The 12,382-nt window shown below is 46.6% G+C and carries 11 protein-coding genes; 10 read left to right on the top strand and 1 reads right to left on the bottom strand.

The genetic code is table 11. From position 1 onward, the window contains the following. The first annotated feature begins 94 nt into the window (after window positions 1-94). The gene (locus tag H8R94_RS01160; protein ID WP_186853635.1) at window positions 95-2,179 is read left to right on the top strand and encodes a polyribonucleotide nucleotidyltransferase; all 2,085 of its coding nucleotides are present in this window, start codon (window positions 95-97) and stop codon (window positions 2,177-2,179) included. Between the two features lie 79 nt (window positions 2,180-2,258). Continuing rightward, the gene (locus tag H8R94_RS01155) at window positions 2,259-3,143 is read left to right on the top strand and encodes a S8 family peptidase (protein ID WP_186853634.1); all 885 of its coding nucleotides are present in this window, start codon (window positions 2,259-2,261) and stop codon (window positions 3,141-3,143) included. Here the strand turns inward: H8R94_RS01155 and H8R94_RS01150 are convergent. After that, complete coding sequence (locus tag H8R94_RS01150; RefSeq protein WP_186853633.1) at window positions 3,110-4,318, bottom strand: D-alanyl-D-alanine carboxypeptidase family protein; 1,209 nt, start codon at window positions 4,316-4,318, stop codon at window positions 3,110-3,112. The genes H8R94_RS01155 and H8R94_RS01150 overlap by 34 nt on opposite strands. Window positions 4,319-4,440: 122 nt before the next feature. Between H8R94_RS01150 and H8R94_RS01145 the strand changes: the two genes are divergently transcribed. The 8 genes from H8R94_RS01145 (at window position 4,441) to H8R94_RS01110 (ending at window position 12,370) form a co-directional block, all read left to right on the top strand. After that, complete coding sequence (locus tag H8R94_RS01145) at window positions 4,441-5,190, top strand: segregation and condensation protein A (RefSeq protein ID WP_118534755.1); 750 nt, start codon at window positions 4,441-4,443, stop codon at window positions 5,188-5,190. A gap of 15 nt (window positions 5,191-5,205) precedes the next feature. Further along, complete coding sequence (gene scpB / locus H8R94_RS01140; protein ID WP_186853632.1) at window positions 5,206-5,778, top strand: SMC-Scp complex subunit ScpB; 573 nt, start codon at window positions 5,206-5,208, stop codon at window positions 5,776-5,778. Between the two features lie 75 nt (window positions 5,779-5,853). Next, window positions 5,854-7,098 carry a D-alanyl-D-alanine carboxypeptidase family protein gene (locus tag H8R94_RS01135; protein ID WP_243238427.1) on the top strand — a complete coding sequence of 415 codons (1,245 nt, stop codon included), beginning with the start codon at window positions 5,854-5,856 and terminating at the stop codon, window positions 7,096-7,098. Window positions 7,099-7,227: 129 nt separating this feature from the next. Beyond that, complete coding sequence (locus H8R94_RS01130; RefSeq protein ID WP_186853631.1) at window positions 7,228-8,655, top strand: acyl-CoA carboxylase subunit beta; 1,428 nt, start codon at window positions 7,228-7,230, stop codon at window positions 8,653-8,655. A 12-nt stretch (window positions 8,656-8,667) separates the two neighbouring features. Continuing rightward, a complete protein-coding gene (locus tag H8R94_RS01125; protein ID WP_118281135.1) occupies window positions 8,668-9,381 on the top strand; it encodes an OadG family protein in 714 nt (237 codons plus the stop codon). Between the two features lie 17 nt (window positions 9,382-9,398). Beyond that, window positions 9,399-9,755: a biotin/lipoyl-containing protein gene (locus H8R94_RS01120; protein WP_118281136.1), complete on the top strand. Its 357-nt coding sequence runs from the start codon at window positions 9,399-9,401 to the stop codon at window positions 9,753-9,755. A 32-nt stretch (window positions 9,756-9,787) separates the two neighbouring features. Further along, window positions 9,788-10,936, top strand: coding sequence for a sodium ion-translocating decarboxylase subunit beta (locus tag H8R94_RS01115; RefSeq protein ID WP_118281137.1), 1,149 nt, complete (start codon window positions 9,788-9,790; stop codon window positions 10,934-10,936). A 15-nt stretch (window positions 10,937-10,951) separates the two neighbouring features. Further along, window positions 10,952-12,370, top strand: coding sequence for an oxaloacetate decarboxylase subunit alpha (locus H8R94_RS01110; protein ID WP_118281138.1), 1,419 nt, complete (start codon window positions 10,952-10,954; stop codon window positions 12,368-12,370). Window positions 12,371-12,382: the final 12 nt, after the last annotated feature.

The following is a 12,382-nucleotide window of genomic DNA, read 5'->3' as shown; positions in this document are numbered from 1 at the left end:
TGATCCGAGACCACTGATAAGTGTCAGGCTGGCTTGGGATTTATCAGTAGTTTCGGGTTTCTGTCTTAACAAATATAATATAAGGAGATAAGAAATGACAAAGACATTTACAATGGAACTTGCAGGAAGAACCCTGCGTGTTGATGTTGGTCGTGTGGCAGCACAGGCAAATGGTGCAGCATTCATCCAGTATGGTGAGACAACCGTACTTTCAACGGCTACAGCATCAGAGAAGCCAAGAGAAGGTATTGATTTCTTCCCACTGAGTGTGGAATTTGAAGAAAAATTATATTCCGTAGGAAAGATCCCTGGTGGATTTAATAAGAGAGAGGGCAAGGCATCTGAGAATTCTGTGCTTACCGCACGTGTGATCGACCGTCCGATGCGTCCGCTTTTCCCAAAGGATTACCGCAATGACGTTACTTTGAACAACATGGTCATGAGTGTTGACCCGGAGGCTCGTCCGGAACTTGTTGCCATGCTTGGTGCAGCAATTTCAACCTGTATTTCCGATATCCCATTTGACGGACCTTGTGCTATGACACAGGTAGGTATGGTCGATGGCGAGTTCATCATCAACCCATCACAGGCACAGTGGGACAACGGAGATCTGAAACTGACCGTTGCATCTACAGCACAGAAGGTCATCATGATCGAAGCCGGTGCCAATGAGATCCCGGAAGACAAGATGATCGAGGCTATCTACAAGGCACATGATGTCAACCAGACCATCATCGCATTTATCAACCGGATGGTTGCTGAAGTTGGTAAGCCAAAACATTCTTACACCTCTTGTGCCATTCCGGAAGAGATGTTCGCAGAAATGCGCAAGATCGTGACACCGGAAGAAATGGAAGAGGCTGTATTTACAGACCAGAAGCAGGTACGTGAGGAGAATATCCGTCAGGTTACCGAGAAATTTGAAGAAGCATTTGCAGATAAAGAAGATTGGCTGGAAGTCTTAGGTGAGGCTGTATATCAGTATCAGAAGAAGACTGTCCGCAAGATGATCTTGAAGGATCACAAGCGTCCGGATGGCAGACGTATCGACCAGATCCGTCCACTTTCCGCAGAAGTAGATCTGATCCCTAGAGTACATGGATCTGCTATGTTCACACGTGGACAAACACAGATCTGTGACGTTGTTACTTTAGCGCCGCTTTCTGAAGTTCAGAAGGTTGACGGTTTGGATGAGAACATTACCGTAAAGCGTTACATGCATCATTACAACTTCCCGTCATACTCTGTCGGCGAGACAAAGCCATCCCGTGGACCGGGACGTCGTGAGATCGGGCATGGAGCATTGGCTGAAAGAGCCTTGATCCCGGTACTTCCTTCTACAGAGGAGTTCCCATATGCGATCCGTGCGGTCTCTGAGACATTTGAGTCCAATGGTTCTACATCTATGGCATCTACCTGTGCATCTTGTATGGCACTTATGGCAGCCGGTGTACCGATCAAGAAGATGGTTGCAGGTATTTCCTGTGGTCTTGTTACAGGAGAGACAGATGATGATTATATCGTACTTACCGATATCCAGGGCTTGGAAGATTTCTTTGGTGATATGGACTTTAAGGTTACAGGAACCAAAGACGGTATTACAGCCATCCAGATGGATATCAAGATCCATGGTCTGACCAGACCGATCGTAGAAGAAGCGATCCGCAGAACCAGAGAAGCAAGATTCTTCATCATGGATGAGTGTATGTCAAAGGCAATCTCTGCACCTAGAGAGAGCGTTGGCAAGTATGCACCAAAGATCATCCAGATCCAGATCGATCCGGCAAAGATCGGCGATGTTGTAGGTCAGCGTGGGAAGACCATCAATGAGATCATTGAGCGTACCGGCGTTAAGATCGACATCACAGATGAAGGTAACGTATCTGTTTGCGGTACGGACAAGGAAAAGATGGACGAAGCCGTAGAGATGATCAAGATCATCACAACCGACTTTGAACAGGGACAGATCTTTACCGGTAAGGTCGTAAGTATCAAAGAATTCGGTGCATTCATCGAGTTCGCACCTGGCAAGGAAGGCATGGTTCACATTTCTAAGATCTCCAAAGAGAGAATCGAGCATGTAGAAGATGTACTTACCCTTGGCGATGTTGTTAAGGTTGTATGCCTTGGCAAGGACAAGATGGGAAGAATTTCCTTCTCTATCAAGGATGTAAAATAATCTATAAACACAGGAACTCTCATCGGTTTGAACCGATGGGAGTTTTTTTCATATACTGAAAAAAAGCGAAAAAATACAGATGAATCAGGTAAGGCATTGGATAGGATTTGAAGAAAACATGGATCGGCTGGGGGATAGAGAACAGCCGGTTGGTGTTTGTATTTTAGATAGCGGTGTGGAAGCACACCCTGATTTTGGAAAACGTATTGTTTTGTTCCGGGATTTTGTAGAGGAACGTCAGGGTTTATATGACGATTACGGACATGGCACCCATATTGCGGGCATCAGTTCCGGCAGCGGACTGCGTTCCAAGGGCAGGTATCGCGGAATTGCGGCACATAGCAATCTGATCATAGGAAAGGTCCTAAATCACCAGGGCGACGGACGTATTGAGGACTTTATCGCGGCAATTTATTGGTGTATGCAGATGCAGGAAAAATTCCACATTCGCATTTTAAATATTTCGGTCGGTCTGATCAAAAGTGTTGCCAAAGACTGGCAGAGAGACCTGTTAGGCGCAGTGGAAGCCGCCTGGGACAAAGGGATTGTCACGGTATGCGCGGCAGGCAACAATGGACCGGGCAAGGGGAGTGTCACCATACCGGGCACCCAGCCCAAGGTCATAACGGTAGGCAGTGCAGATTACCGGCAGGGTACTTTTTCTCCAAGCGATTACAGCGGGCGCGGACCGACAGCGGATTGCGTCAAAAAACCGGAAATCTATGCACCGGGAAGTAATATCACCAGTTGCAGCAAGCAGGGCTGGTATGTAAAAAAGACCGGCACTTCCATGTCAGTTCCTGTTGTAACGGGAGCCATTGCCTTGCTCTTACAACAGGAACCATATCTTAGCCCGGTCGATGTCAAACTCCGCCTCTATGAACGGGCGAAGCGGGGGCATATGGACGGTGGTGGCAACTGGGGCACCATTTACCTGCCGACACTCTTGGATACAAAGCAGTAATAGCAGAACAGTTCCTGTAAAATATCTCCATAACCGGCGGCTGCAATGGACTCCTTGGCTACGACCGGGATGGATCCGATCTGCTTGTCACCCAGGTAATAGTCGATGGAGCCGACGGTATCACCTTTTTTGATGGGAGCCGTGAGGTTTTCAGGCAGGTTTTGTTTACTGGTGATCTGGCTGAGATCTGCCTTCTTTTGATCCAGATAGGAAAAATCCTGCTTGGCAACTGCATGCAGGGTATCGGCGACTCCTTTTTTGACCGGAATCTGCAGGATCTTTTCGGTCGTTTTGTCCTGATAGATGGCAGTGTTGGCAAAGCCATAGGCAAACAGTGACTGGGCATCCCGAATACGGTCTTTGGAGGTCGGTGCCGCCATGATCACAGCGATCAGATCGATATTATCTTTGCTGGCTGTGGCGGACAGACAGAATTTGGCAAGACTGGTCGAACCGGTCTTAAGACCTGTGGCATAAGGATAGGATTTGAGCAGTTTATTGGTGTTGGTCAGTGTAAAAGGAGTCTGTCCTTTCTTGGTCGTATGGGTAATATCTTCCTGCCAGATCTGGCAATAGTCGTAGATGGCTGGAAAACGCAGGATCAACTGGCGGCTTAAAAGGGCAAGATCCTTGGCACAGGAGTAATGGTCGGTGTCATCCAGACCGCAGCAGTTTACAAAATGCGTGTTTTCCATGGAAAGGGCGGCGGCTTTTTCGTTCATAAGGGCAACAAAGGCTTCTTCCGAGCCGGCGACAGTCTCTGCCATGGCAACGGCTGCATCGTTGGCAGAGGCGATGCTGATACATTTGATCAGTGTCTCTACGGTCTGTATCTCGCCGGCTTCCAAAAAGACCTGTGATCCGCCCATGGAGGCAGCGTGTTCCGAAACGCTGACCTGGGTTTCCGGAGAGATCTGTCCGTTTTCGATGGCTTCAAAGATCAAAAGCAGGGTCATGACCTTGGTCACACTTGCCATGGGAAGTCTTGCGACCGCATCCTTTTCGTATAGGATACAGCCGGTCGAGGCTTCCATCAAAACCGCGGAAGGACAGGACAAGGTCAGGGCAGTATCCTGCGTCTCGTCTGCTTCTTCTGCAAGTGCGGGCATACAAAAAAGAGGCAGGAGCAAAAGAAGCGATAGAAGCAGACATAAGAGGGATTTATAGGATTTCATAAAATACCTCAGGAAATTACATTATTACCTAGTATATAAAAAGAAATGTCTCCTATGCCAAAAACTTGAAATTCATGGGAAAACCCAGTATAATAGAAAAGATTTTGCAAAGAGGTAGGCATATGGAATTAGAATTCAAGTTACAGGTGTTTGAAGGACCTCTGGATCTTCTTTTACACCTGCTAGATAAGAATAAAGTCAGCATTTATGATATTCCCATCGTGGAGATTACAAATCAATATATGGAATATATCCGACAGATGCAAAAACATGATCTGAATGTCGTCAGTGAATTTATGGTCATGGCTGCAACACTTCTGGATATCAAGTCCAAGATGCTGCTTCCGGCAGATCCTTCCGAGGAAGAGGATGAGGAAGATCCGCGGGCAGAATTGGTGCAACAGTTGCTGGAATACAAATTATATAAATGCATGGCGTTTGAATTAAAGGATCGCCAGGTGGATGCCTCCCATATTTTTTACAAAGAGCCGACCGTTCCGGAGGAGGTCCTGGCATACACACCGCCCATTGATACCAAGGAACTGGTATCAGACCTGACCTTGAACCAGTTGAACGATATTTTTAAATCCGTATTGAAACGACAGAAGGACAAGATCGATCCCATCCGTTCCAAATTCGGAGAGATCCGCAAGGAAGAAGTATCACTGGAGGACAAGATGGGCTATTTGTCAGAGTACGCCGGCCAGCATAAAAACTTTAGTTTTCGTCAGTTATTGGAAAAACAGAGCAGTAAGATGGAAGTGATCGTGACTTTCTTGGCGATATTGGAATTGATGAAATCGGGAAAGATTCTGATCTCGCAGGAGCATACCTTTGATGATATTCTGATCGAGTCGAAGATCGCGGCATAGAATAGGAGTGACGTTATGGATCAAAAACAGATGGAGTCCATCATAGAAGGGATTCTTTTTACCTTTGGCGAGGCGGTGGAACCGTCACGTATCGCAAAGGCACTGGAAGTAGAGACAAAAGATGTCGTAAAGGCATTGGAACATATGAAAGAAACATGGGCAGAAGAAGGACGCGGGGTGCAACTGACGGAACTGGACGGTTCTTACCAGATGTGCACGAAGCCGGAACTCTATGAATACCTGATCCGCATGGCAAAGCAGCCACGCAAGCAGGTGTTGACGGATGTCCTTTTGGAAACCTTATCCATCATTGCCTACAAGCAGCCGATCACCAAATCGGAGATCGAAAAGATCCGAGGCGTATCCAGCGATCATGCCGTCAGCAAACTGGTGGAATATTCCCTGGTGACCGAACTTGGACGTCTGGATGCACCAGGAAGACCGATGCTTTTTGGAACCACGGAAGAATTCCTACGTTCCTTTGGCGTATCGTCCATTGATGAACTGCCGACGCCGACGACCGACCAGGTGGAGACCTTTAAGCAGGAGGCTGAGCAGGAAATTAAACTGGATGTAGGCGGAGAATAGTTTTTCTACCGAAAATGTCATAAAAGAAAGAAGATCTCATAGTTTTTTATAAAGTCTGTTTGGGAGGATTTTGCCTTGCTTTTTATAAAAAAGATGCGGTCTTTTTTTATTGTCCTTTTTGTCATCCTGTTATGGCAGCCGCAAACCATCTGCGCAGCAGAAAAGCAAACGATCGATGCAAATTCTATCCATGCCTTGTCTGCGGTACTTTTAGATGGAGACAGCGGCAGGGTGCTTTATGAAAAAGAGGGTGAGTGCAAGCGTGCCAATGCCAGCACGACCAAGATCATGACCTGTATTCTGGCACTGGAAAACGGAAAGGAAGATGATATCGTCACGGTATCTGCCTATGCGGCATCCATGCCCAATGTGCAGTTAAATATCGAGGAAGGCGAGCAGTATTACCTCAAAGACCTTTTGTATTCTCTTATGTTGGAATCCCATAATGATTCTGCCGTTGCGATCGCAGAACACATTGGCGGGAGTGTGGAGGGCTTTTCTGCCCTGATGAATGAAAAGGCAAAAGAACTGGGCTGCAGCAATACCTGTTTTTTGACACCAAACGGTCTGGATGCTTCGGTTGGAGAAGATACCCATGGTACGACGGCACATGATCTGGCGCTTATCATGCGTTACTGTAGCTGGCAGTCGCCCCGGGCGGAGCGCTTTTTAGAGATCACGCAGACAAATGCTTATTCTTTTACGTCGCTGACGGAGCAGGCAGACGGCAGTATGATCCCGGGGACACGGAACTTTTCCTGTACCAACCACAACGCCTATTTGAGCCAGAACCCTGACTGCCTGTCGGGAAAGACAGGATTTACCGCGGATGCCGGATACTGCTATGTGACTTCACTTTCTTCCGGCGGGCGGAAATTTGTCATTGCCTTGCTGGCGAGCGGCTGGCCAAACAATAAGACCTACAAATGGCAGGACTGCAATAAGATCTACCAATATGCCACGACCTATTATCAGATGCGCAAGGTCATGGATCCGGCAGAGGGATTACAAAGCGTAAGGCTCCAAAGAGCCCAGAACCCGGACTATGATCTCAAAGCCCAAAAGTCTGCCATGCCACAACTGACGGATATGCGAAAGGAAGTACTTCTGGCAGACTGGGAGACCATGGCGATCCGCTTACATTATCCGCGCAGTATCGAAGCGACAGGCAAGGGACTTCGAGCGATCGGAAACGCAGAACTTCTGGTGGATGATGTGGTCATAGATACCTGTGACATCCTTTTGGAGGATAGTCTTGCAGTAAAAAATATGCCATGGTTCTTCCAGGCGATCCTGAAAAAATGGGCTATGTTTTTCTAACAAAAGATAGCAAAATAACTTTGTAAAAATATAGTGAAATAATTAACAAAAGTGGTTGAAAAAGGAAGGACAAAACGTTATTATTACGGTAGAGAAATTTTGAATTTATATATATGGAGGAAAAGTAGCATGAGTAATGTAACAAACAATCCTGCTATTCAGAGGATGAATGAATTACTTGATGAGCACAGTTTTGTCGAATTAGGCGCGCTGGTAACATCAAGAAACACAGATTTTGATCTGAACCAGCAGCAGACACCTTCTGATGGTGTAGTGATCGGACATGGTCTGATCGATGGCAATCTGGTATTCGTATTCAGTCAGGATGCTTCTGTATTAAACGGAAGCATTGGTGAGATGCATGCAAAGAAGATCATGTCTGTGTATGATATGGCTATGAAGATGGGAGCACCGGTCATTGGACTTTTGGATTCCACAGGTGTCAGATTACAGGAATCTGTAGACGCACTTGAGAGCATCGGAGCCATTTATGCAAAGGCAGTTTCCGCATCCGGCGTGATCCCACAGATCATGGGTGTTTTCGGCTCTTGTGGCGGTGGACTCAGCGTACTTACTTCTGTCAGCGATTTCGCACTTATGACAAAGGATGCCAAGTTATTTGTCAATTCCGCAGATGCTATTTCCGGCAATCGTGCAGACAAACTTGACACAGCAAGCGCAGACTTCCAGTATGCAGAGGCTGGCAATGTTGATTTTGTCGGTGATGAGGCAGAGGTCATGGAAGAGATCCGTCGTTTCGTTACCATCCTTCCGGGATGCAATGTCGAAGAAGGCTGTGTTGAGGAATGTATGGATGATCTCAACCGTGCCGCAGAAGGCTTAGATGGCAAGGTTAAAAATCTTGCACTTTTTGCAGAGGAGATCTCAGACAATCATCTCTTTGTTGAGACCAAGGCTGGATTTGCAAAAGAAATGCTTACCGGTTTTATCAAGTTAAACGGTATTACCGTTGGCGTGGTAGGCAACCGTGAGGAGACTATGGCAGGTGATGAAGTCGTAGATCTTGGAACCAAACTTACGTCTGACGGATGCGAAAAGGCAGCAGATTTCGTTTCTTTCTGTGATGCTTTTGATATCCCGGTACTTTCACTTACCAATACAACAGGTTACGAGGCTTCCGTATGTGCTGAAAAGCATCTGGCAAAGGCACTTGGCAAGATGGTATATGCATTCGCAAATGCCACAGTACCAAAGATCTCTTTCCTCTGTGGACAGGCACTTGGTAGTGCTTATGTGACCATGAACGCAAAATCACTCGGCGCAGATCTTGTATTTGCTTTTGCTGATGCAGATGTTGCACCGATGGATGCTGAACTTGCAGCCAAGATCATGTACGCAGATGCTTCCGCAGATGTGATCGCTGCAAAGGCTGAGGAATATGCAAACACGAATTGCGGTGTGGCAAATGCGGCAAGACGTGGTTATGTAGATCGCATTGTAGAGCCGGCAGATGCCAGAAAGTATCTGATCGCCGGATTTGAGATGCTCTTTACAAAGAGGGTAGATGGCCCATACAAGAAACACGGAACAAAATAGAAAGGTGAGCATATGAAAAAGAAAATCATATTAATGGTCAGTACTTTAGTATGTATGCTCGCGTTATGCTCCTGCGGTAAGAGTCAGGTAGATCTGAACGGTTTATCTGAGACTCAGTTACAAAGCGCATGTGAGCAGACAGCAGGAGTTTTGGAAGGACTCGATGCAAACGAGAGCGAACAGTACTATTCTTACTATGCATCACAGGATGATGGTAAGATCTATGCCGATCTGATGGAACAGTGGATTGACGTACAGCCACAGATCGGAGATTTCGTTGGATATAAGGACTTTAGCGTGACGAAGGCAGGAAAGACAATTTCTGCGGTAGAGACGATCTCTTATACCAAGCGAGACATCAAACTTACTTATGTTATCAACGCCAACAGTCTGGAGACGACAGCGATCAATGTTGAGATCGTTTATTCTCTGGGAGAGACGATGGCAAAGGCAGGACTTAATACGGTCATGTCAATCTCCATCGTATTTGTGATCCTGATCCTGATCTCACTGGTCATCAGTGCGTTTAAGGTGATCCCGGTCATTCAGGCGAAGTTCTCCAAGGAAGAAAGTGCTCCGGCAGTCAAGGTTGCCCCGGCTGCACCAGTTGCCGCAGAGGAGACGGATGATACAGAATTGATCGCAGTTATTGCTGCAGCAATCGCTGCAAGCACAGGAAGTTCTACAGATGACTTTGTAGTACGTTCCATCAAGAGAAGATATTAATTTAGGAGGAATTATAAATGAAGAATTATACAATTACTGTAAATGGAAATGTTTATGATGTTACTGTAGAAGAAAAGGGAAGCACAGGAGCAGCACCGGTCGCTGCAAGCGCACCTGCACCAAAGGCAGCAGCACCTAAGGCTGCTACAGGCGCCGGAAGCATCAAGATCGAAGCAGGCGCAGCCGGAAAGGTATTCAAGTTGGAGGCAACTCCTGGTACAAAGGTTAAGGCTGGCGATACCGTATTAGTTCTTGAAGTTATGAAGATGGAGACTCCTGTTGTTGCACCTAAGGATGGTGTGGTTGCAACAATTGATGTAGCAGAAGGACAGGCTGTAGAATCAGGCGATCTGCTTGCAACAATGAACGAGTAACAGGCAACAGGTATTATTAGGAGGAACAATTCATGAGTTACGTTACAGAAACGTTAAGTAACCTTCTATCCCAGACGGCGTTTGCAAATTTGGACTACAAGAACTTTATCATGATCGCAGTTGCATGCGTGTTCTTGTATCTGGCTATCCGCAAGGGATTTGAGCCATTACTTCTGGTTCCGATCGCTTTCGGTATGCTTCTTGTTAATATCTACCCGGATATTATTGCAAGCCCGGAGGAAACGTCTAACGGTGTAGGCGGTTTGCTTTATTACTTTTATACATTGGACGAGTGGTCCATCCTGCCATCCCTTATTTTCCTTGGTGTTGGTGCGATGACCGACTTCGGTCCTTTGATCGCCAATCCGATCAGTTTCCTGCTCGGCGCGGCAGCTCAGTTCGGTATCTTTACCGCATATCTTCTGGCTATCCTGCTCGGATTCAGTGATCAGGCAGCAGCAGCGGTTTCCATCATTGGTGGTGCCGATGGTCCGACATCTATCTTCCTTGCCGGTAAGTTAGGACAGAGTAGTCTGATGGGACCGATCGCGGTGGCGGCATATTCTTACATGGCACTTGTGCCGATTATCCAGCCACCGATCATGAAGTTATTTACAACGAAAAAGGAACGTGCGATCCATATGGAGAACCTGCGTCCGGTTTCCAAGTTGGAAAAGATCTTATTCCCGATCGTAGTAACCATTATCGTATGTTTACTGCTTCCTACCACAGCACCACTGGTTGGTATGCTGATGTTAGGTAACCTTTTCCGCGAGTCAGGCGTGGTTCGTCAGTTGACCGAGACTGCATCCAATGCTCTTATGTATATCGTTGTTATCTTGCTGGGAACCTCTGTAGGTGCTTCTACAAGTGCAGAAGCCTTCCTGAACATCACAACGATCAAGATCGTTGTTTTGGGTCTGGTTGCCTTTGCGGTTGGTACCGCTGCAGGTGTACTCTTTGGTAAGTTGCTTTGCTTCCTTACTAAGGGCAAGATCAATCCGCTCATCGGTTCCGCAGGTGTATCGGCAGTACCTATGGCAGCACGTGTATCACAGAAGGTCGGTGCAGAAGAAGATCCTACCAACTTCCTGTTGATGCATGCAATGGGACCAAACGTTGCCGGAGTTATCGGTACAGCAGTTGCCGCTGGTGTATTCATGGCTATTTTCGGTGTATAATATAAGGAGGATGACATGGCAGAAGTAGTTAAAAAACCTGTAAAGATTACAGAAACAATATTAAGAGATGCACATCAGTCTCTGATCGCTACCAGAATGACGACAGAGCAGATGTTACCAATCATTGATAAAATGGATAAGGTTGGATACCACGCAGTAGAGTGCTGGGGTGGTGCTACCTTCGACGCTTCCCTGCGTTTCTTGAAAGAGGATCCATGGGAGCGTTTGAGAAAACTTCGTGATGGCTTCAAGAATACGAAGTTACAGATGCTTTTCAGAGGACAGAACATCTTAGGATACAGCCATTATCCGGATGATGTTGTAGAATATTTCGTTCAGAAGTCTATCGCTAATGGTATTGATATCATTCGTATCTTTGACTGTCTGAATGATGTCCGCAACTTACAGACAGCAGTAGATGCCTGCAAGAAGGAAAAAGGACATGCACAGGTTGCCCTTTCTTATACCTTAGGTGATGCTTACACACTGGATTACTGGAAAGAAATGGCAAAGCGTGTTGAGGATATGGGCGCTGATTCTTTGTGTATCAAAGATATGGCAGGACTTTTAGTTCCACAGAAGGCTGACGAACTTGTCCGTACCTTAAAGGAAGCAACTTCACTTCCGATCGACCTGCATACACACTATACTTCCGGTGTTGCTTCTATGACTTACTTAAAGGCTGTAGAGGCAGGCTGCGATATCATTGATACCGCAATCTCTCCATTTGCACTGGGAACCAGTCAGCCGGCAACAGAAGTTATGGTTGAGACCTTCAAGGGTACAGAGTTTGATACCGGATTAGATCAGAACCAACTGGCTGAGATCGCTGATTACTTCCGTCCGATGAGAGAGGAAGCATTGGCATCCGGTCTTATGAATCCAAAGGTACTTGGCGTAAACATCAACACCTTACGTTATCAGGTACCTGGTGGTATGCTTTCTAACCTGATCTCCCAGTTGAAGGAGCAGGGCAAGGAAGACAAATACGAAGAAGTACTTGCAGAAGTACCACGTGTTCGTAAAGACCTTGGTGAGCCGCCACTGGTAACACCTTCTTCCCAGATCGTTGGTACACAGGCTGTATTCAATGTCCTCATGGGCGAGAGATACAAGGTTGCTACCAAAGAGACCAAGGATATGCTTCTCGGAAAGTATGGACAGACCGTTCGTCCGTTCAATCCGGAAGTGGTAGAAAAGGTTCTTGGCGATGAGAAGGATCAGGCGATCACTTGTCGTCCGGCTGATCTTTTAGAGCCGGGACTGGCTAAGTTTGAGGAAGAAATGAAGCAGTGGAAGCAGCAGGATGAGGATGTTCTTTCCTATGCACTCTTCCCAAAGGTTGCTACCGAGTTCTTCAAGTATCGTGAAGCACAGCAGACAGGTGTTGATCCGGCTGTTGCTGATACAAAAAATGGTGCTTATCCAGTTTAATTTTTAAAAGAA

This window comes from Roseburia lenta (genome assembly GCF_014287435.1).
GTDB lineage: Bacteria > Bacillota > Clostridia > Lachnospirales > Lachnospiraceae > Pararoseburia > Pararoseburia lenta.
The sequence above is the reverse complement of the archived record's forward strand: the minus strand, read 5'-3'. Positions and strand labels throughout refer to the sequence as shown.